This is a genomic window from Undibacterium sp. Ji50W (assembly GCF_049340445.1).
Taxonomy (GTDB): Bacteria; Pseudomonadota; Gammaproteobacteria; order Burkholderiales; family Burkholderiaceae_D; genus Undibacterium.
The window spans coordinates 114,527-134,097 of sequence record NZ_JBMPOX010000002.1 but is presented as its reverse complement, the minus strand read 5'-3'; the positions used below and the strand labels follow the sequence as shown (position 1 = coordinate 134,097).

General features: G+C 53.0%; 20 protein-coding genes. 9 read left to right on the top strand and 11 right to left on the bottom strand.

The features are described 5' to 3' along the window. Window positions 1-8 precede the first annotated feature (8 nt). The 8 genes from ACO0K9_RS05875 to mpl form a co-directional block, all read right to left on the bottom strand. Window positions 9-479 carry a hypothetical protein gene (locus ACO0K9_RS05875; protein WP_422982763.1) on the bottom strand — a complete coding sequence of 157 codons (471 nt, stop codon included), beginning with the start codon at window positions 477-479 and terminating at the stop codon, window positions 9-11. Then, window positions 476-1,171, bottom strand: coding sequence for a monofunctional biosynthetic peptidoglycan transglycosylase (gene mtgA / locus ACO0K9_RS05870; RefSeq protein ID WP_422982761.1), 696 nt, complete (start codon window positions 1,169-1,171; stop codon window positions 476-478). The genes ACO0K9_RS05875 and mtgA overlap by 4 nt, the downstream gene beginning before the upstream one ends. Further along, a complete protein-coding gene (gene aroE / locus ACO0K9_RS05865; protein WP_422982759.1) occupies window positions 1,171-2,022 on the bottom strand; it encodes a shikimate dehydrogenase in 852 nt (283 codons plus the stop codon). The genes mtgA and aroE overlap by 1 nt, the downstream gene beginning before the upstream one ends. Then, window positions 2,019-2,945, bottom strand: coding sequence for a TonB C-terminal domain-containing protein (locus ACO0K9_RS05860; protein WP_422983169.1), 927 nt, complete (start codon window positions 2,943-2,945; stop codon window positions 2,019-2,021). Before ACO0K9_RS05860 ends, aroE begins: the two co-directional genes overlap by 4 nt. Before the next feature lie 26 nt (window positions 2,946-2,971). Further along, window positions 2,972-5,050 carry a ribonuclease catalytic domain-containing protein gene (locus tag ACO0K9_RS05855; RefSeq protein ID WP_422982757.1) on the bottom strand — a complete coding sequence of 693 codons (2,079 nt, stop codon included), beginning with the start codon at window positions 5,048-5,050 and terminating at the stop codon, window positions 2,972-2,974. Window positions 5,051-5,587: 537 nt separating this feature from the next. Next, window positions 5,588-6,154, bottom strand: a complete 567-nt coding sequence (locus ACO0K9_RS05850) for a chorismate--pyruvate lyase family protein (protein ID WP_422982755.1) — start codon at window positions 6,152-6,154, stop codon at window positions 5,588-5,590. Window positions 6,155-6,188: 34 nt separating this feature from the next. Then, a complete protein-coding gene (locus tag ACO0K9_RS05845; RefSeq protein WP_422982753.1) occupies window positions 6,189-6,761 on the bottom strand; it encodes a YqiA/YcfP family alpha/beta fold hydrolase in 573 nt (190 codons plus the stop codon). Then, on the bottom strand, window positions 6,758-8,164 hold the full coding sequence (gene mpl, locus ACO0K9_RS05840; RefSeq protein WP_422982751.1) for a UDP-N-acetylmuramate:L-alanyl-gamma-D-glutamyl-meso-diaminopimelate ligase: 1,407 nt from the start codon (window positions 8,162-8,164) through the stop codon (window positions 6,758-6,760). The genes ACO0K9_RS05845 and mpl overlap by 4 nt, the downstream gene beginning before the upstream one ends. 303 nt (window positions 8,165-8,467) lie before the next feature. Here mpl and ACO0K9_RS05835 point away from each other — a divergent pair, with 303 nt between their 5' ends. From ACO0K9_RS05835 to ACO0K9_RS05805, 7 genes are all read left to right on the top strand, one after another. Next, window positions 8,468-9,073, top strand: coding sequence for a hypothetical protein (locus ACO0K9_RS05835; RefSeq protein ID WP_422982749.1), 606 nt, complete (start codon window positions 8,468-8,470; stop codon window positions 9,071-9,073). Between the two features lie 83 nt (window positions 9,074-9,156). Next, the gene (locus ACO0K9_RS05830; RefSeq protein ID WP_422982747.1) at window positions 9,157-9,693 is read left to right on the top strand and encodes a TlpA family protein disulfide reductase; all 537 of its coding nucleotides are present in this window, start codon (window positions 9,157-9,159) and stop codon (window positions 9,691-9,693) included. A 78-nt stretch (window positions 9,694-9,771) separates the two neighbouring features. Further along, window positions 9,772-10,209, top strand: coding sequence for a type II 3-dehydroquinate dehydratase (gene aroQ / locus ACO0K9_RS05825; RefSeq protein WP_186946907.1), 438 nt, complete (start codon window positions 9,772-9,774; stop codon window positions 10,207-10,209). Window positions 10,210-10,353: 144 nt separating this feature from the next. Then, entirely contained in the window at window positions 10,354-10,806 is a 453-nt protein-coding gene (accB, locus tag ACO0K9_RS05820; protein ID WP_422982745.1) for an acetyl-CoA carboxylase biotin carboxyl carrier protein, read from the top strand. A 110-nt stretch (window positions 10,807-10,916) separates the two neighbouring features. Further along, window positions 10,917-12,284, top strand: a complete 1,368-nt coding sequence (gene accC / locus ACO0K9_RS05815; RefSeq protein ID WP_422982743.1) for an acetyl-CoA carboxylase biotin carboxylase subunit — start codon at window positions 10,917-10,919, stop codon at window positions 12,282-12,284. A gap of 387 nt (window positions 12,285-12,671) precedes the next feature. Beyond that, window positions 12,672-13,583, top strand: coding sequence for a 50S ribosomal protein L11 methyltransferase (gene prmA / locus ACO0K9_RS05810; RefSeq protein ID WP_422982741.1), 912 nt, complete (start codon window positions 12,672-12,674; stop codon window positions 13,581-13,583). 5 nt (window positions 13,584-13,588) lie between these two features. Continuing rightward, the gene (locus ACO0K9_RS05805; protein WP_422982739.1) at window positions 13,589-15,331 is read left to right on the top strand and encodes a DUF3426 domain-containing protein; all 1,743 of its coding nucleotides are present in this window, start codon (window positions 13,589-13,591) and stop codon (window positions 15,329-15,331) included. Between the two features lie 56 nt (window positions 15,332-15,387). Here ACO0K9_RS05805 and ACO0K9_RS05800 read toward each other — a convergent pair whose 3' ends face one another. Continuing rightward, a complete protein-coding gene (locus ACO0K9_RS05800; protein WP_422982737.1) occupies window positions 15,388-16,314 on the bottom strand; it encodes a pseudouridine-5'-phosphate glycosidase in 927 nt (308 codons plus the stop codon). After that, complete coding sequence (locus tag ACO0K9_RS05795) at window positions 16,314-17,417, bottom strand: carbohydrate kinase (RefSeq protein WP_422982735.1); 1,104 nt, start codon at window positions 17,415-17,417, stop codon at window positions 16,314-16,316. Before ACO0K9_RS05795 ends, ACO0K9_RS05800 begins: the two co-directional genes overlap by 1 nt. Window positions 17,418-17,805: 388 nt before the next feature. Here ACO0K9_RS05795 and ACO0K9_RS05790 point away from each other — a divergent pair, with 388 nt between their 5' ends. Further along, complete coding sequence (locus ACO0K9_RS05790; protein WP_422982733.1) at window positions 17,806-18,138, top strand: collagen-like protein; 333 nt, start codon at window positions 17,806-17,808, stop codon at window positions 18,136-18,138. A 68-nt stretch (window positions 18,139-18,206) separates the two neighbouring features. Beyond that, entirely contained in the window at window positions 18,207-18,398 is a 192-nt protein-coding gene (locus tag ACO0K9_RS05785; RefSeq protein WP_422982731.1) for a Thivi_2564 family membrane protein, read from the top strand. A gap of 186 nt (window positions 18,399-18,584) precedes the next feature. Here the strand turns inward: ACO0K9_RS05785 and ACO0K9_RS05780 are convergent, their stop codons facing one another. Beyond that, window positions 18,585-19,235, bottom strand: coding sequence for an SRPBCC family protein (locus ACO0K9_RS05780; RefSeq protein ID WP_422982729.1), 651 nt, complete (start codon window positions 19,233-19,235; stop codon window positions 18,585-18,587). Window positions 19,236-19,571 lie beyond the last annotated feature (336 nt).

The window sequence follows — 19,571 nt, the reverse complement described above, 5'->3', positions numbered from 1 at the left end:
TACAGAGCTTATTTTTTACCATTACCCAGTGCCTGTTCCATGATCTTTTTCTTGAGCTCTTCTTCACCAGGTTCGGACGCAGAAGCCTGCGATGCCGTGCTTTTAGCGGCTTCCATCCCTCTGGCATCATGCAGTTTGACCTGACGGGTAGTGGGATTGGTATCGGTGCACAGTGTGTCTGAATAGACGGTCTTGCCATTGATAGTGCAACGGCGTACACCTTCCTCTACAGTCGCAGCCTGGCGCAGGCCGGGGGCGCTGTTGCTATTGCTGCTGTTGCCAGGTAATTGCACGTCAGTGGCATTTTTCAATTCATTCGTGATGACATTGGCCGATTTACCCCAGCGTGCCCACATCTCTGGCATGGGCAGATGACCATTGCGCATGTAGTACAGCAAACCCATGGACAACAGCGCCACCAGCATGGAGCCGATGGCTACTGCTATCAGGCTGATGCCCCTTTGATGACGTAGACTCATGGCAACTCCGCACTATTCATCCGTTGCAAAATCACTTCACTGCGCCTTTGTAAATACCCGGATCCCTGGTTTTTATCAAAATACCGTGGCTTGGGCAACATGACTGCCAGTCGGGCCGCCTGGGATGGTCCCAGATTGGCCGCACTGGTATGGAAGTAATGTTGCGCTGCGGCTTCGGCACCAAACACGCCTACCCCCCATTCTACGACATTCAGGTAAATTTCCAAGATGCGTTGCTTGTCCATGCACTTTTCCAGCATATAGGTAATGATCAGTTCTTCACCTTTGCGGAAATAGCTGCGTTCAGCCGACAGAAACAGGTTTTTAGCCAGTTGCTGGGTAATGGTGGAGCCGCCTGAAACAACCTTACCCTTCTTTTGATTTTTTTCGTAAGCCTTTTGCATGGCTTCCCAATCCACACCTTCATGATCAACAAAACTGTCATCTTCGGATGCAATCACGGCATGTTTCAGGTTATTGGAAATGCGGTTATAGGGCACCCATTTATGCTGGAGCTTGAAGTCCGGCTTCTTTTCCTGCAAGACATCAAGCTGATGGCGCATGAAGCTGGTGGAACTGGGGTTATGATCGATCCACCACCATATCTGTACCAGGAAATAAGCCTGCACCAGCGTGAATAGCAGCAGGGGCATCAACAGCAGCCAGAACAAGAGGCGACCGAGGAGTTTCATCAGCTATTCACCTGCATGGCGGCACGCATTTCTGCCAGCACCACGTCACTTGGCGGGCGTACACCACGCCACAGTGCGAAAGCTTCTGCCGCCTGCTCTACCAGCATGCCCAGGCCATCACGGCATTGTGCGCCATGGCTGGCGGCAAAGCGCAAAAAGCTGGTGGGTGCAGCGGCATACATCATGTCATAAGCCAGAGTAGTGTCTGTGAACAAAGCTGGCGACAGCGGCGGCACATCATCATTCAGGCTGGCCGAGGTAGCATTGATGATGACATCCGCAGTCTGATGAATGTCTTCAAAACGACAGGCTTGCAGTGTGCAATTACCGGCCAGCTTGTGTGCCTGTACCAGCAAATCCTGCGCCTTGGCCAGCGTACGATTGGCAATCAATAAGACTGCCGGTTGTTCCTGCAACAGGGGCAACAGGGCACCACGCGCGGCACCACCGGCCCCCAGCAAAAGAACACGTTTGCCACGCAGGCTGACACCGGCATTCCGCACGATATCGGCCACCAGGCCTATACCGTCGGTGTTATCACCATAAATGCGGCCTTGCTCAAACTTCAGGGTATTGACAGCACCGGCCGCCTGGGCGCGCGGGCTTAGTTCGTCCGCCAGGGCAAAGGCTTCGAGCTTGAACGGCAATGTCACGTTCGCCCCCCTGCCACCTGCCTTGATGAAATCATGCACGCTGACTGTAAAACCATCCAGTGGTGCCAACAGGCGTTGGTAATCAATATGCTGTGCAGTCAGTTCGGCAAAGCGGGCATGAATGGCGGGTGATTTGCTGTGTGCGATCGGGTTGCCGATGACGACGTAGGCATCTGATCTGGTGTCCGTGGTCTTCAACTTTTATCTCCGCGCAGTTCGGTTTCAAGTTGCAGTTCACGGGTAAACTTGAAGCGGGTAATCACTACCCACAAGTCATCCTTGTCAGTAGAACGCATGTTTTGCGGAAAACGTCCGAATGGGGCTGACCGTCTGACAATGCGCAGGGCGGCAGTGTCAAGGGCTTTGTCACCAGAAGATTTTTCTATGCGCGGGCCACCCTCTTTTTCATAGATGGTGCCATCCTGGAAAATCGGGATATAGACGATCAATTCGCCATACAGCTTCTTGCCATCTTTTTGCGGAAAGTTCAGCGTGCCGGTATCTTCGATACGTTTTTGCATCGCCTTGTAATAAATCGCATACCCGGCTTTTTGCGTACTCGGGGTAATAAAGGTTTTACGCGGGCGCTTGTTCTGGTCTTCTATGGTTTGAGAAATTTCTGCCGCCATGCGTGCCAATGCCTGCGAGGTATCTACCTGATCTGACCCGGTGGCGGGCTTGCGGCTATCATCCAGCGGTTTTTTTTCTTGCTGTGGCAGGCGGAATAATTCCTTGCGCTTGGCCTGGTCTATCAATTGCTGTTGTTGCTGCTCCAGCTCGGCAATACGGCGCTTGGTGGTTTGGGCACTGTCGCCATCTTCTGTCTTGCGCATATCCGGCAAAGGAGATTTGCTGCGGCCACTGTCATGGGCACCGCCGCCATCCAGATCAACCTGGGCCAATGCCTCGGCCTTCAACGGTGCCTTGTTGTGTTTGGCGTTAACCAGTATGACTTCCAGCCCCGGGTCTGCTGGCCGGCTTTCTTCTGGCCTTGGGGCGACGAAATGCAATAGCAGCAAGGTCGCATGGATCACCAGTGAAATGATGACGGCAACGGTCAGTATCAACTTGTCGAAAGTTGTTTTCTCAGGCTGCTTGTCTTTAAGTTTTGTTGACGACATCGGTGATTGATCGGTCTGGCTATTCATTAATCTGCTTGTGGCTGCTCGGCAGCAGGTTCATCGCTTTTATCTATTACTGCACTGGCGTCCTCTATATCAGCGGCTGCACCATCTTGTTCCGTGGTGGGCATTTCTTCCATTACTTCGGTAGTATCTTCATCCAGTTCTTCATCTTCACCCAGTTCGGTGACGGTGGACAATAATTCCAGCAGGCGGGCTTCAACAGTGAGATCGACTTCATCCCAGCGCAAAATATCCAGCCTGACCTGGGCACCGCGTGCGGTTTGCGGCATACCCGGCAAACGAATGATGAGGGGAATATCGACCAGACGCAAGACTTCATCCTTCAATACCACAGCTTCCACCTGGCGTGCCTCTTCCTGCCCCAGCCAGCGCAGGCACCAGTAACGCTCCATATTGTTCTGGAAATCGGCATAAGCCGCATAGGCCGCATCAAAGCCGGAGACGATGGCAAACAGGTCGGCATCCTTGGGTTTGAACGGCGCAACCAGCGGTGCAGTCACGCCATGCTGTACACAGGCGATGATTTGCCATTGATTCACCAGATCAGTATAGCGACGCAGCGGTGAGGTACTCCAGGCATATTGATCCACGCCCAAGCCCTGATGTGGCGCTGCATGGGTCAGCATGCGCACCTGCATACGTGCCGCCCAGCCACCAGGGCCACGGCCACCGGCCACACCCTGGGCCCGGTAAATGCCAGGAATGCCATGGTCAGCCATGAGCTTGCCCCAGGTGCTGTTGGCAAAGATCATCAGTTCAGCCACGATCTTGTCCAGCGGCGCACCACGCTTGCGACGGACGATGGAGACCACGTCATCTTCGACATAAAAATTGAAATCGACGCGGTTATTCTGTTCCGGCTTCATGCCAAAGCTTTCGCGCTTGAGCATGCGGCCCTGCTCCAGCACCTGCGCCCATTTCCACAATTGGGCAATATCTGCCTTGTGCGGATACTCGCCGGCATCGTTCGCCAGGTTATCTTCTGTCACCAGCGCATCGAGGTCATTGTGGCGCAAATTGCTGGCCATGGGAATAGCTTCCAGCTTGGTTTCAGTACTGATGACGGACCAGTCTTCGGTATTCAGGGTTGCATACAGGGACAAGGCGGGGCGGGTCTGGCCGGCACCGAGGGTGTAAGTTTCTACCAGTTCATCCGGCAGCATGGTGATCTTGTCGCCAGGCATGTAGACGGTGGACATGCGGCCACGCGCAATCTGGTCGAGTGCATCACCACGCTGTATGCCCAAGGCAGGGGCGGCGATATGTATGCCGACGCGCAATTGCCCATTGCCAATGTCAACGACAGAAAAAGCATCATCGATCTCGGTAGTGGTGACGTCATCGATAGAAAAAGCCTGTACATCGGCAACCGGCAAATCCGTTGGCAAGGCCGGAACCGTGATGGCCGGGAAAGCCACGCCCTTGGGGAAGTGCTCGTAATGAAACCTGGCCAGGTGCAGATGCTTGGGGCTGGCGATGCCGCCGGTTGCCAGCATCAGACGTTGCGGTGACATTTGCATGAGGTCGCAGGCTTCTGCCAGGGCTTTGTATTCGATACTGTTTTTATCCGGCTTGAACAAAAGCTGCAAGGCCAGCGGCTTCATGACGTCGGGCAGGTGGTTTTGTTTCAGTTCTTCTACATAGCCAGCCTGTATCAGGGCTTGCTGTTTTTTCTTTTCTATACCAGCCAGCGCGGCTTTTAATGCTGCTTCCGGCGCGGCCTTGTAGCGGCCCCGGCCTTTTTTGTAGAAATAAATGGGGGCATTATGCAAAGCCAAAATCAGCCCTGCTGCTTCCACCGGTTGCGGTGCATGACCAAAATATTCAGCGCCAAGTTCGGCAAAACCAAATTCGTCCTGACCGGCGACTTCCCATAAAAATTCCAGGTCTATCTCGCCTGCAGCGGCCTTGGCCTGCTCAATCAGGCCGACAGGATCAGGGGAAGCGAATTGCAACAGCACGTCCTTGGCCTTGACCTTGGTGCGCTTGCCACTGGCCATCTCGACCTGATAAGCCTCACCAGACTGCGTCATGATGCTGCCTGCCTTGAAATCGCCGGATTCTTCAAAAAATAAATTCATTCAATACTTCTTTAATTAAGACCAAAAAGCTCAACACAGAGGCGCGGAGACACAGAGAAAAGCAAGAGAAAATCTTTGTACTTTTTTCTACCCTGCTATTGTCAGTCCCTCCTGGTTGAGACGTTTGTTGTTTCTATTCTTACTTTGCTTTATCAGCAAAGCGGAAATCATTCAAATACTTATCAATTACCCTCCCCTTGAAGGAAAAGGCTAGGGTGGGAATGGGGTTCGGTTGATTAACTACTTATTTCGTTTGCTGCAGAACCCCCATCCCCATCCCAACCTTCCCCTTGAAGGGGAAGGAGCTTTATATATTGCGGCTCGCGTTTTGGCCAAACCAGTTTGTCACGAACGCCGCTGGCCCGCCAGCCCGGTGGATCGCCACCCGGTGGATCGCCACCCGGTGGATTCCTGCCTTCGCAGGAATGACGACTTTGAGAGAGCGACTTCATTAGTACGATAGGGCCGTGTTTCTCTCTACGTCTTTTTTGCATTTCTCTGTGCCTCTGTGTTGAGAGGTCTTAAGGTTTTAAGTCCTTAACGCTTTTCAACAAGCCGCAAACCCTCAACCCCAGGCAAAAACACTTCCGTCACCAGCAAACACCCACTCTTGCGCCAGAACAGGGAACGGCGCGCCAGCATGCCAGGTACGTCTGCCAGTTCTGGCTGCCTTGCCACGATGCGGCGTATCAGCGGGTGGCTTTGGCGTAGTCTGGCGTAACTCAATTCGCCCCTGACCACCAGCGGATCATTGAACAGGGTACTACCCAAAGACTTTTCACCCAGGGCATGAAACAATGGCCATTCATTGGCTGTCGCTGTCTGCGGCACTACAGTGTGTCCATACACCATGGCTTCACCATCACAGCGTAAAAACACTTCCCGCTCATGCACCTTCAAGCTTCTTGGCAAGCCTATGGCAGCATATTCATCCTGCAGGCAAATCGCCTTGTGCTGCGACAAACGCTGTACACGAAACTGCGCGCATCTTGCCATCAGTCTGGCCGTCAAAGAATCGCGATTGCTCAGCCAGTCTTCCATCCTGGCGCTGGTTTGTACGGCATTGACATGCTCCACCCATCTGGCCGCCCGTGGGCGTTGCATCTTTTTCTTCGTTTGCAAAAGCTGTGCTTCCAAATCAGTGCGCCTTGTCACAAAACGCCATGACCATATCGAGATAATCAGCAAATTCGGCAATGCCGTGATCGCTGCCTTCTATTACATATTGTTTTGCAGCCGGGTAATGGGCGACCATTTCACGCCAGTCCAGCACTTCATCACCGGTTGCAGCAATCAGGAAATAGCGTTCGGGCTGGCTGATCTGTTGAACAGCGAGGGAACGCAACTCTGCCACGTAGTCAGCCTTGAATTCAAAGATGCGGTCGCTGTGATAATACGTCGTCACACCGACATAGCTTTCCAGGTCGCGTGGTGGCTTGACGGCCGGGTTTAACAATACTGCCTTGCAGCCATATTTTTCGGCCAGCCAGGTCGCATAATAGCCACCGAGTGAAGAACCAATGACGCTTACCTGTCTGGCATCCTGACCTGCCAGTATCGCTTCTGCCTGTTGTATCGCCAGCAAGGGCGAAGGTGACAGTTCAGGGCAGACAATCTCCCCGGCCCGGCCCAATGCCTGCATGTGTTCACGCATGACGCGCGCCTTGTATGAATCAGGCGATGAGCGAAAACCGTGCAGATACAGGATCATGCCGCCCTGGCCTCGCTGCCATTCTGCTGTGCCCGATTTTGCAGCGCATCCAGCAATTTTTGATGAACACCACCAAAACCGCCATTGCTCATGATCAGTACGTGGTCACCTGGCCGGGCTTGCCCGACGATGGCGTCTACCAGGTCAGCAATCTTGCTGTGGCAATTGACTTTATCGCCCAGCGGGGCCAGCGCTTCTGCCAGATCCCAGCCCAGGGCATCCTTGCCTTCTGCTGCACCAAAACCAAATACCAGATCGGCCTGTTCCAGGCTGCCGGGCAAAGCCTGCTTCATGGTGCCCAGCTTCATGGTGTTGGAACGCGGTTCCAGCACGGCCAGGATACGTGCAGCCCCAACCTTATGCCGCAAGCCGGCAACGGTAGTGGCAACCGCCGTGGGATGATGGGCAAAGTCGTCGATGACGGTGACGCCGTCGGCAATGCCACGCACTTCCATACGGCGCTTGACGCTGATGAACTGGCCCAGCGCTTCAATAGCAATATCCGGCGTGACGCCGACATGGCGTGCAGCGGCGATGGCAGCCAGCGCGTTCTGGCGATTATGTTCGCCATTCAGGTTCCAGTGAACTGTGCCTTGCACTTCGTCATTGAAGACAACATCAAAGTCTTCATCAGCCTGCATGACCAGACGCCAGGCCTGATTGCCGGCACCAAAGAATTCTTTTTCACTCCAGCAACCGCGCTTCAACACCCGTTCCAGCGAGCCATTATCGCCGTTGACGATAAGGCGACCGACACCGGGTACGGTACGCACCAGGTGGTGGAACTGGTTTTCTATCGCTGCCACATCGGGAAAAATGTCAGCATGATCATATTCAAGGTTATTCAATACCGCTGTCTTGGCATGGTAATGCACGAATTTGCTGCGCTTGTCGAAAAACGCCGTATCGTATTCGTCCGCTTCGATCACGAAGAAATCTGAAGCATGGTTACCCCATAAGCGGGCAGAGATACCAAAATTCAGCGGTACGCCACCGATCAGGAAGCCTGGTGCATAACCGGCATATTCAAGTATCCAGGCCAGCATGGCCGAGGTGGTTGTCTTGCCGTGAGTGCCAGCGACAGCAAGTACCCACTTATCATGCAATATATGGTCACCCATCCATTGCGGGCCAGATACATAGGGCAAGCCCCGATTGAGGATTTCTTCCATCAAAGGGTTGCCACGCGATACCACGTTGCCTATGACATATAAATCCGGCTCCAATGCAATTTGCTCGGCGCCATAGCCCTGCGTCAGGGTGATGCCCTGCGATTCAAGCTGGGTACTCATAGGCGGATAGACATTGGCATCGCAGCCCGTCACCGTATGACCGGCCTCTTTCGCCAACACCGCCAGGCCACCCATGAAAGTGCCGCAGATACCTAAAATATGAATATGCATAATTGAACCAAATTCCAGAATCCCGCAATTCTACCTGAGAGAAGGCATGTTCTTGTCACCACTCGTAACAGAAGCTGAAAACCACTCAACACAGAGTCACAGAGGGGGCACAGAGTGTCACAGAGAAAAATATTAAAAGAATAATTTTTAACAGACTTGATTTTAGTTTGCCTTTAGGCTGCCCTCCCATGCATCCCCGCGAAGTCATAGAGGGGGGCGACATGCCGAACGAAGGCCCCACCCACAAGCAGCCTTGCTCTTCTCTGTATTGAGGGGGCTTACGTATTCAGTTATGATGACCACATGATGATCCATACACCAAACGAAGCCGAAAGCCTGCGGGCTGAGATTGCTGCCCTGGCAGCGCGCATGATCGCCGAAGATGGTGCCGACTATGCCTCAGCCAAGCGCAAGGCTGCCAAGCAACTGCTGGGCAACCAGAAAATCAAGGGCGATGTCCTGCCCGACAACGCCCAGGTCGAACAGGAAGTGCGCGAATACAATGAATTGTTCTTTGGCGATACCCAGCCTCAACGGTTATTGCATTTGCGCCAACTTGCCGTCGAACTCATGGAAGAACTCGAACGCTTCCATCCCTATCTGGTGGGTGCAGTACTCAACGGCACGGCGGGTAACCATTCTGACATTTACCTGCACCTGTTTGCCGACAATACCAAGGATGTCGCCATTCATTTGCTGAATAAGGACGTGCAGTTCGAGGTATCTGAAAGTTTCAATAATCGTAATGACCGCATAGAAACCCTGAGTTTCATGCACAAGAACGAAGGCGTTCACCTGGTCTTGCACGATCAGGACGACATCCGTAGCGGCCATGGCAAAAGCACGGAAAGAGTGAATCTCCATGGCTTGCGAGCGTTGATGGCGGAAGATGATACGCAAGAAGCATGAGTGGCCGCAATGATCTCTCAGCACGAATCAACAAGCTGCGCTACCATCACCGTCTGGATGCAGCTCTGTGAAAGAATCCCCGTATGAACAAGAAGTTTATTAGTCTGGCCATCGTGCTCGGCCTGTTATCGACCGGTCTGGGCATCTATGCCGGTAACGTCCAGACCGCGCCCACATCGCCCGAGAACAAAGCAGTGGCGCAGTTAATGGCGCAGCAATTCAAGGACAGCGATGGCAAACCCCAGGCCATGACGCAATGGCAAGGGCGTTATTTGTTGGTCAATTTCTGGGCGACCTGGTGCGCGCCCTGCGTACAGGAAATGCCGGAACTATCCACCTTGCAGCAAGAACTGAAAGGGAAAAAAGTACAGATACTAGGCCTGGGTATAGATAGTCCCAGCAATATTGCCGAATTTGCAAAAAAATACAAAATCAGTTACCCGCTGTTTGCCGCCGGTATGGAAGGCAGCGAATTGTCGCGTCAGTTGGGAAATCAGGCTGGTGGCCTGCCGTTTACTATTCTGCTTGCACCGGACGGTAAAGTTGTCAAAAACTACCTTGGCCGCCTGAAAATGGAGGAATTGCGTGCCGACATCGCCAAATTTTCTTCTGAAAAATAAAAGTTGCGACGGTTTTCCTTGCCAATCTAACGCCATTAGCGGCAAAATGCGCCCATCTTCGTCAAATTGAATGTGACTATGGCAAGCAAACTCCTGCTGCTGAATGGCCCCAATCTGAACCTGCTGGGCAGTCGTGAGCCTGCCACTTACGGTGCCACGACCCTGGCAGAAATAGAGACTGCAGCCCAGGCGCAAGCCCGTGCCGCAGGTGCTGAACTGGCTTTTTTCCAGAGTAATCATGAAGGCGCATTAATTGATCGCATTCATGCTGCCCAAAAAGAGCAAGTCGATGCTATTATCATCAACCCGGGCGGCCTGACACATACCAGCGTTGCCTTAAGGGATGCGCTGGCTGCTGTTGCCATACCATTTATCGAAGTGCACATCTCCAATGTGCATCAGAGAGAAGCCTTCAGACATCATTCCTTTCTGTCGGCAATTGCCAAAGGGGTCATTTGCGGCCTCGGTACCGATGGCTATCGCCTGGCGATTGACTTTTCCCTCAAAAATATTTAAATTCTCGCATCTTCGCGCAATTTGCCGATAATGACGGCTTATTTCGTATATAATCCAAGCTTCGGCGGCATCATCAGAGCTGTTTTCCTGCTCGGAATTGCGCGTCTCAATTAATTCAGAACCACTTTTTCAAGGGGATTCCACATGGATTTAAGAAAACTCAAGACCCTGATCGACCTCGTAGCAGAATCAGATATCGCAGAACTGGAAGTGACTGAAGGTGAAGGAAAAGTCCGCATCGTCAAATCATCTGCGATGCCACAAAATCAAGTCGTCATGATGCAGCAACCCCAGCATCAAATGATGCCGGCAGCCGCACCTGTCGCCGCAGCACCGGTCACAGCAGCACCCGTGGTGCCGGATGGCCATATCGTCAAATCCCCTATGGTTGGTACGTTCTACCGTTCTGCCTCTCCTGGCGCAGCCCCATTTGCCGATATCGGCAAGAGCGTCAATGTTGGCGACACTCTCTGCATTATCGAAGCGATGAAACTGCTGAATGAAATCGAAAGCGATTTCTCAGGCACGGTCAAACAGATCCTGGTTGAAAATGGTCAGCCTGTTGAGTACGGTCAGCCGCTGTTCGTGATTGGCTAATCCAGGCGCGCATTAGGGAAATGTCGGTGCATGCGGCAATCAGCCAGCGAGCACGGAAACCGGATTTTCCGCTAATGCAATTGCAACCATTGCCACAGCAAAGTTAAATCATGTTTGAAAAAATTCTTATCGCCAATCGTGGTGAAATCGCGCTCCGTATTCAGCGCGCCTGCCGCGAGATGGGTATCAAAACCGTGGTCGTGCATTCTGAAGCCGACCGCGAAGCAAAATATGTGAAGCTGGCCGACGAATCTGTTTGCATAGGCCCGGCTCCCTCCAATCTGAGTTACCTGAGCATGCCGGCCATCATCAGCGCCGCTGAAGTTACTGATGCCCAGGCGATTCACCCAGGTTACGGCTTTTTGTCTGAAAACGCCGATTTTGCCGAACGCGTAGAACAATCCGGCTTTGTCTTCATTGGCCCACGTGCCGAATCCATCCGCCTGATGGGTGACAAGGTCTCGGCCAAACATGCCATGATCAAGGCAGGTGTGCCATGCGTACCTGGCTCTGAAGGTGCATTGCCGGATGACCCAAAAGCCATCGTGCAAATCGCCCGCAAGGTCGGTTACCCGGTCATCATCAAGGCTGCCGGTGGTGGTGGTGGTCGCGGCATGCGCGTGGTGCATACCGAAGCTGCCTTACTGAACGCGGTCACCATGACCAAGTCGGAAGCTGGCGCAGCCTTTGGCAATCCGGAAGTGTATATGGAAAAATTTCTGGAAAATCCGCGCCATGTGGAAATCCAGATTCTGGCCGACCAGCACGGCAGTGCCATCTGGCTGGGTGAGCGCGATTGCTCCATGCAACGCCGCCATCAAAAGGTGATCGAAGAAGCACCTGCGCCTGGCATTCCGCGCAAAATCATAGAAAAAATCGGCGACCGTTGCGCCGCTGCCTGCCGCAAGATCAATTATCGTGGTGCAGGTACGTTTGAATTTTTGTACGAAAACGGTGAATTCTATTTCATTGAAATGAATACCCGCGTACAGGTTGAACATCCAGTAACGGAAATGATCACCGGCGTCGACATCGTGCAAGAACAGATACGTATCGCTTTCAATGAAAAGCTGCGCTTCAAGCAAACCGATATCATCCTCAAGGGCCACGCCATTGAGTGCCGCATCAATGCCGAAGACGCGTTCAAGTTCACCCCTTCACCAGGTCGCATCACGTCCTGGCATACACCGGGTGGTCCTGGCATCCGTGTGGATTCGCATGCTTACGCAGGCTATTTCGTGCCGCCGAATTATGATTCCATGATAGGCAAGGTCATCGCTTATGGTGAAACGCGCGAACAGGCTATCCGTCGCATGCAGATCGCCTTGTCGGAAATGGTGGTCGAAGGCATACAGACCAACATCCCGCTGCACCGCGAGTTGATGATCGATGCCCGCTTCATTGAAGGTGGCACGAATATTCATTACCTGGAACACAAATTGGCGGATATGCCAGAGTTGTCCAAAAAGTCTAAGTAATCGAAGTAAAGACCTCTCAACACAGAGACTCAGAGACACCGAGGGGTGCAGAGGAAAGCTTTAAGCTTACCTCAAAATCGTAGGTTGGGCTGGCCTAGCGAGGCCCGACCCAATCTACAAATAGGGAAAACAAGCACAGAGAAAACACCAGTTTTTCCCTGTGCTTTTGGCTTTGTTATCTAGCCTCTGTGGTAAGCTTTTTTGCTGTTGATATGTTTTAATGCAATAAATCAGCGCAGCAGACCTGTATTGCTGACGCGCAGTGTTGATATCGATGATGAGTTGGTTTTTCTCTTGATTTTCTCTGTGCTTCCTCTGTGTCTCTGTGGAGAGCCTTTTGGTTTTGAAGCTTCTTGAAGCAATAACGTCGTATAAGAAAGTAGCAATATGGGTTGGATAGAAATAGTGATTGAAGTGGCGCGCGAGCAGGCAGAGGCATTGTCGGATGCCCTGATGGATGCGGGCGCGCTGTCTGTTTCCGTCGAGGATGCCGACGAGGGCACGGATGCCGAAAGGCCATTGTTTGGCGAACCCGGCATGGAGCCGGATGAAGCCGCCTGGGACCGCAGCCGCGTTGTCGCCCTGGCCAACATAGATTGCGACCATGCCACACTGGTAACCGAAGCTGCAGCTGCCATCAGCCTGGCAACCGCACCTGCCTATATCACCCGTCAGGTTGAAGAGCAGGACTGGGTGCGTCTCACTCAATCACAGTTTGCCCCCATCCATATTGGTAAAAATATCTGGGTCGTACCGAGCTGGCACGATGCTCCTGACAGCAATGGCCTGATCCTTGAACTCGATCCCGGCCTGGCTTTTGGTACTGGCAGCCACCCCACCACACGACTGTGCATGGAATGGCTGGAAGCGCATGCACCGCACAACCTGTCAGTACTCGACTATGGTTGCGGTTCTGGCATATTGGCGATGGTGGCCAGCAAACTGGGGGCTGTCAAAGTCATCGGTGTTGATATTGACCCGCAGGCGATAGAATCGGCCAACTACAATGCAGAACGCAATCAGTGCCAGATCGAATACGCATTGCCGGAAGCATTTGGCGCTGCGCATCCGGCACCAGAAAAGTTTGATATCGTGGTCGCCAACATCTTGTCCAGCCCGCTGAAATTGATGGCTCCCATGCTGGCTGGCCGTGTTGCGCCCGGCGGTGCCTTGATACTGTCTGGCGTACTGGCAAGACAGGCCGAAGAAGTGGCCGCAGCGTATGCCCCATTCATTCAGCTCAGCGTCTGGGCCGAACACGAAGGCTGGGTTGCCCTGTCAGGTAGACTGGACGGCTAACGCAAATGGCCCTGGCTACCCGCTGCCCCCACTGTCAAACTGCCTTCAAGGTAGCGAATGACCAGTTGAAATTGCATGCGGGCCTGGTGAGGTGCGGTTCGTGTCAGCAAACCTTTAATGCGGTTGAAAACCTGATCTCGGCTGATGGCCAAAAAGTAGTTGCAACACCAGTAGCTGCAACACCAGCAGTTCCAGGCCCAGTTGCCAAGGCAAGCACACCAACTACACCAGCCACGCCAACAGCGACCAGTAATGCAGCCAAACCGGTAACACCGGCAGCAAGCATTAGTGCCCCGGCACCAGCTGCGACTAGTGTTCCAGCTCCAGCTCCAGCTACAGCTACGACACCGCCAGTCACCGACACTACCCATCGCATTCTATTATGGGACGCGCCTTGGGTTACAGCTGCGACACCGCCGGTCCCCGCCCCTGACCCGGCCAAACCTGCACCAGTAGTGGCATCTGCTGTAGGAGCAAGTCCTGCTCCTGAGATAAAAGCAGCAGCCAGGACAGAGGCGCCTGTCAGTACACGCTCGCCCGCTGAACCAGCAGCGCCAGTCACTGCCGCCGCTCCTGCCACCGCTTCATCCGCAAGTAAACCCTTGGTCAACAAGCCGGGCAATGAAGTATTGGCCGCCATTTCCAAGGCAGAAAAAGAATTTGAAGCAGAGAACCTGGACCAGCCCAAGACAACACCAGTACCAGCAAAACCAGTTGCCGCTGCAACGGCCGAAAGCAAGGCCAACAAACCGACAAATGCAGTCGTCGAAGCAAGCAAACCTATTGCCGCCATAACTGCTGCAGTACCGCCCACTGCTGCCGTCAAGCCAGCGCCAGTGGTCAGTGCTTCTACTATTGACTTTGACCTGGGCGATGGTAGCTTCCCTACCACCATGGAAGATGTCAGTGACAGCGACGTCGCAAGAGCCGAGCTGGAAACCCGCGCCGCATTGATGGATCCGCCAACTGCAGACTGGTCCATGAATGAAGGTGTAGAAAACACCAAGCCCACAAACAGCGATGCAGCGCCAGCCACGACGACCAAAGTCTGGCGGCACAAGGAAACAGCGCCCGTAGAAGCTGATTCAACCTCACAGGCTGAGGCTGAGATCAAACCATCTGACGATAAAGCCGATAAGGCCGCGTATATCGGCGCTGAAGAAGCAGCGCTGGCAAATCAGGCAGCCGTCAGCGAAGATTCAAGCAGCGATGCAGATGAACATCGCCCCAATTTTGTCATCCAGGCTGAAAAGCAGCAGCGACGCAAACGTGTCACGACCGTCATGCTGACGCTGATGGTGCTCTTGCTTTTCCCATTGCTGCTGGCCCAAAGTGCATATATTTTTCGCAGTCAACTGGCGGCCTGGCTGCCAGAGAGCAAGCCGTATCTGCAACAAGCCTGCAAGCTATTGCAATGCCAGGTTAACTTGCCGGCACAAATCGAGCAGATCACGGTAGAGTCGAATGAATTGCAGGCGCTGGCACCGGACAGGAATGTCTTTTTGCTGGTCATGCAAATCCAGAACCGCAGCAGCATCGTGCAGGCATGGCCAACGGTAGAGTTGATATTGAACGATACCAAGGACAAGGCCGTATTACAACGCGTCTTCGGCCCGGAAGATTACCTGACCGAAAAAGACAAGTTGGCGAAAGGCTTCACGGCAGGCGGCGATCAGAATATCAAACTGTATTTCGAATTGCCCAAGCTGAAAGCAGCTGGCTATCACGTCAGTGTCTTCTATCCCTGACCAGGACTCAATTCATCCGCGGTGACGGCACTGTGCGCCATCACCGCTATGGTTCTTTATACCGTACGCTTGCGCAAATGATGCAAGGCCAGCGCCAGTCGCGCACCGACTACGGCATTGTTTTTTACCAGGGAAATATTGGTTTCCAGGCTGCGCCCATCGCTCATCTGCTTGATGCGATTGAGCAGGAAAGGGGTAATCGCCTTGCCCTTGATACCCAGCTCATCGGCCTGCTGCAAGGCTGACTGGGTAATGCTTTCAATTTCTTCTCTTGGCATGGCTGCCACCTCAGGTACCGGATTGGCAATCACCACGCCACCTGCCAGGCCCAGCGTCCATTTGGCATGGATAAAGTCGGCCTGCTGCTCTGCCGTATCCAGCTGGAAATCTGCCTGGTAAGCACTGTCCCTGGTAAAGAATGCCGGGAAAGCGGACTGGCCCACACTGACCACAGGCACGCCATGGGTTTCCAGATATTCCAGCGTCAAACCGATATCGAGTATGGATTTGGCTCCGGCACAGACCACGGCAACTGAAGTTCTTGCCAGCTCCTGCAAGTCTGCAGAAATATCAAAACTGGTTTCTGCCCCGCGATGTACACCACCTATACCACCGGTAACAAAGACTTCTATGTCTGCCAATGCTGCGCAGATCATGGTGGCGGCCACAGTGGTGGCACCAAGTTTGTTGTTGGTCAGGGCATACGCCAGATCACGGCGACTGACCTTCATGGCATCCGGCGTGTTGCCCAGCAATTCCAGTTCGGCGTCAGACAAGCCTATGTGTATCTTGCCATTCATGATGGCGATGGTGGCCGGCACGGCGCCACGGTCACGGATGATCTGTTCCAGCTCGCGCGCCGTCTGCACATTCTGCGGGTAAGGCATGCCGTGAGAAATGATGGTGGATTCCAGCGCCACCACGGGTTTGGCTGCCAGGCGGGCAGCGCGGACTTCGTCCGACAAGACCAGATAAGATTGCATCATGTTTCCTCATTAAAAATATGGTGGTTCAGCGCAGGCGCAACAGTCGCCTCACTTTGTATGGTCAGCACAGCCAGCTTCAAACCACGCCGGCAAGCCAGTCCCAGATCATCGGCACTATGGTACAAAGACCAGGCCACTCCGGCCGAGAAGGCATCGCCAGCGCCAGTCGCATCTTTCACACGGACCTTTGGTGCAGCGAGATGACTGATGCCATGCTTGCCTGCAACATCGGTATATAAAACACCGTCGCTACCCAGGGTAATGATCACGTCCCGGGCACCGCGCTGCTGTAACTGGTGGCAGGCAATGGCCACGTCCTCTAGCTGAGGCAAACTGCGCCCCGCTACCGTTTCCAGTTCGCCACGGTTCAGTACCAGGCAACGCAGCCCCTGCAACTGCTCAGGCAGGCGCGCCATCTTGGGTTGCGACACTGCAACCAGCAGCAATGGACTGGCCTGCAAGTGAGCCTCTTCCAATAGCAAGGCTATGCTATCTGCGGGCAAATTCAAGTCTGCAATAGTGAAAGCAGCGGCACTGCGCTGGGGGGCACGGCTACGCAAATACTCGGGCGTCATGGCTTCGCAGCATTCCATATGCGCCAGCGCCAACACCATATCGCCTTCGTCATTCAGCAAGGCGGTATAGCTGCCGCTAAGGGTACCGGCAATTTGCAAGCTGGCTCTGGCATCAATGCCGACGGACTGCGCCTGCGTCAAGATGCTCTGTCCGGCAGCATCATCACCCACTGCACACAATAGATTCACAGGCAAACCCAGACGTGCAAGGTTTTCTGCAATATTGCGTGCCACGCCGCCAAAGGCTTCATGCTGACTCACAGGGTTGGATGTGCCCATCTGCATAGGCCCCAGCGTGCGCATTTTGCGGTCAATATTTGCCCCGCCTATACACACTACGGCATGCTGATCCGGCAAGACATAGGCCCGCCCCAGCAGGCGTTTTTCACGTATCAGTGCAGCGACATGCCCCGCCACGGCAGAACGCGACAAACCAAGCTGATCCGCCAGGTCTTGCTGTGAGATGAAAGGATGGGCAGCAATCAACTGGTAAAGCTGTTCTTTTTTAGAGATAACGGGACTCATGGCAAGGTTTACCTGGAAAAATCTCAAACAAACAATTGTTTAACACAATAAACATTTGTCTTTTCAATGTCAATTAAATTGTTTCACAAAAAAAATCCCGCTTACCTTGCGGCAGCGGGTTTGATCACTTTCCATGAAAGCCGACACCGGTTTGATGTTTGTACAACTTATCAAATCTGGTATCAGCAACACTCTTTATTACCGGTTCAACCAATATAAAACAAAACTAATTTTCAATATGTTTGCTAGCGCACGGAATGTAAATGTTTTTACATGCATCCTCAGAAAAGTGCAGTGACATGGGTAAGTATAAAGAAAACTCTTTCCCTGCCTTTGCCCGGTCCTGCTTCTTTTTCTTCTTTATTTGTCTACAACCAAGGTCCCTATTATGAAATTTTCCATTCTTTTACTGTCAATTATTGGCGTTTTGGCGACAAGCGCATGTGATCGCCAACCGGCTCAGGTAGTTGTTCCTGTGCCTGTGCCTGTAGCAGTACCCGGCCCGGCTGGTGCGCCTGGTGCAACCGGCGCTACCGGCGCAACAGGTGCGCCCGCCTCGGTTGGTGCAACTGGCGCTACCGGCGCAACAGGTGCAGAAGGCATGCAAGGCGCAACCGGTGAAAAAGGTGTTCCAGGTTCCCCTGGTTATGACGGCGCCAAAGGAAAAACCGGCGAACCCGGCAAACCTGGTGATACTATCGTTGTATTGCCACCTAAATAATTAGCCGCAATACCATTTAGCAAAAAATGCGGGCATTGACCTGCCCGTACTTTACCTGAGGAGAAAATATGAATCAGATCATCAATCTCATTATCTATCTGGTCGTCTTCGGGCTAATCTGGTGGCTGGTGGGGATGCTTCCCTTACCTGCCCCAGTAGGGCAAATAGTACGCGTGCTGTTTATTATTTTGCTGATCGTGATCATTTTGTCGGCGCTGGGAATCATGCCCGGCATACACATACCGACCATACACTGGTAGCTTCCTTTCAGGAATGACCATGTACCAGTTACCAGTGTCACAGATGTGAAAAAACCGCCTACTGGCGGTTTTTTTAACCTTCCGGCAGAAAATCTCCAAGCGATCTTTATTACCAGATCAGCCTCCAACAGCATCAAAAATCGCTAGCAAGCGCAGCACTCGTACAGGATTCGCTGCAAGGGCGGCTCAGTCACTAGCCAGCTTGCGCATGACCTCCGCAGACAAACGGTCCAGATTTTGTTCGTTGGCCGGGACGACGATGTGCTCGATATGGCGAGCAACATCGGGGTCGTCGAATGCCTGCGACCAGGACACAAGGGTTCCCGCCGCCGACGGAGCCAGGCTTATAGTTAAATAAAATTTCGGCTCGGATACGTGCTGAACAACCAGCTTCACTGGCGCTTCTATATTGGCAAACACGTTTTCGTTTGGATAATTTTTACCATCTGGTCCATGCATGATGAAAGACCAGCGTCCACCAGTCCTGAATTCGCAGGCAGTGAAGGTATTGGTGAAACCAGCAGGACCCCACCACAGTGCAAGACGTTCCGGATCGCTGATTGCGGCAAAGACCTGCTCTACGCCTGCCGGGATTTCACGAGATGTATTGAATGTAGTCATGGCCGCTTGTTTCCGTGAGTTCACCAGTCCTGAAATTTTAGTGTGCTGAATATGATTATGCGCCGAGTCAAGGCAAGCATCCACAATAAATACCATAATAACAATTAAAATAAGTAAATGCTCACAAACTGGCATGGTGGGAATATCGAATTTGACATCCATCCTTAGCAGCCCCACAATCAGCCCGCTTTGGCGAAATCGCAGAACAATTTGCACTTGCAACTGTCATAACTTCATGGACGCTTGACACTGGTGCAGCGCAACAAAATTCTGCCCTTAACCTGCCCAGGGCGTGTTGACTATCTTTTAGGCAAGCAAATAGGTTTGAAACCTTGCCTGGCTAGGCGTGCGGAGCGCTGCTTGGTGATCCAAGTGAGCGACGCACAACAACGCCAGACGAAGTTTTGGACCCATTCCCTATGGGGGGAATGCTTGCCTAAAAGAGTGGTCAGCACGCCCAGATCAACGACTGAAAATAATGCCAACTACAGGGTTGCCAGCTAGCCGCGTCTTTGCACATTTTTTGACCAAAAATCGAGATTGCGCTTGACG

Excerpts from the sequence above, each read along its gene's own strand:
- accB (WP_422982745.1), top strand. The coding sequence starts at position 10,354 with ATGGATTTAAGAAAACTCAAGACCCTGATCGACCTCGTAGCAGAATCA.
- accC (WP_422982743.1), top strand. The coding sequence starts at position 10,917 with ATGTTTGAAAAAATTCTTATCGCCAATCGTGGTGAAATCGCGCTCCGT.
- ACO0K9_RS05875 (WP_422982763.1), bottom strand. The coding sequence starts at position 479 with ATGAGTCTACGTCATCAAAGGGGCATCAGCCTGATAGCAGTAGCCATC.
- ACO0K9_RS05845 (WP_422982753.1), bottom strand. The coding sequence starts at position 6,761 with ATGATCCTGTATCTGCACGGTTTTCGCTCATCGCCTGATTCATACAAG.
- ACO0K9_RS05860 (WP_422983169.1), bottom strand. The coding sequence starts at position 2,945 with ATGTCGTCAACAAAACTTAAAGACAAGCAGCCTGAGAAAACAACTTTC.
- ACO0K9_RS05830 (WP_422982747.1), top strand. The coding sequence starts at position 9,157 with ATGAACAAGAAGTTTATTAGTCTGGCCATCGTGCTCGGCCTGTTATCG.
- ACO0K9_RS05850 (WP_422982755.1), bottom strand. The coding sequence starts at position 6,154 with ATGCAACGCCCACGGGCGGCCAGATGGGTGGAGCATGTCAATGCCGTA.
- mtgA (WP_422982761.1), bottom strand. The coding sequence starts at position 1,171 with ATGAAACTCCTCGGTCGCCTCTTGTTCTGGCTGCTGTTGATGCCCCTG.
- ACO0K9_RS05800 (WP_422982737.1), bottom strand. The coding sequence starts at position 16,314 with ATGCAATCTTATCTGGTCTTGTCGGACGAAGTCCGCGCTGCCCGCCTG.
- ACO0K9_RS05790 (WP_422982733.1), top strand. The coding sequence starts at position 17,806 with ATGAAATTTTCCATTCTTTTACTGTCAATTATTGGCGTTTTGGCGACA.
- prmA (WP_422982741.1), top strand. The coding sequence starts at position 12,672 with ATGGGTTGGATAGAAATAGTGATTGAAGTGGCGCGCGAGCAGGCAGAG.
- aroQ (WP_186946907.1), top strand. The coding sequence starts at position 9,772 with ATGGCAAGCAAACTCCTGCTGCTGAATGGCCCCAATCTGAACCTGCTG.
- ACO0K9_RS05795 (WP_422982735.1), bottom strand. The coding sequence starts at position 17,417 with ATGAGTCCCGTTATCTCTAAAAAAGAACAGCTTTACCAGTTGATTGCT.
- ACO0K9_RS05805 (WP_422982739.1), top strand. The coding sequence starts at position 13,589 with ATGGCCCTGGCTACCCGCTGCCCCCACTGTCAAACTGCCTTCAAGGTA.
- ACO0K9_RS05855 (WP_422982757.1), bottom strand. The coding sequence starts at position 5,050 with ATGAATTTATTTTTTGAAGAATCCGGCGATTTCAAGGCAGGCAGCATC.
- ACO0K9_RS05785 (WP_422982731.1), top strand. The coding sequence starts at position 18,207 with ATGAATCAGATCATCAATCTCATTATCTATCTGGTCGTCTTCGGGCTA.
- mpl (WP_422982751.1), bottom strand. The coding sequence starts at position 8,164 with ATGCATATTCATATTTTAGGTATCTGCGGCACTTTCATGGGTGGCCTG.
- ACO0K9_RS05835 (WP_422982749.1), top strand. The coding sequence starts at position 8,468 with ATGATGATCCATACACCAAACGAAGCCGAAAGCCTGCGGGCTGAGATT.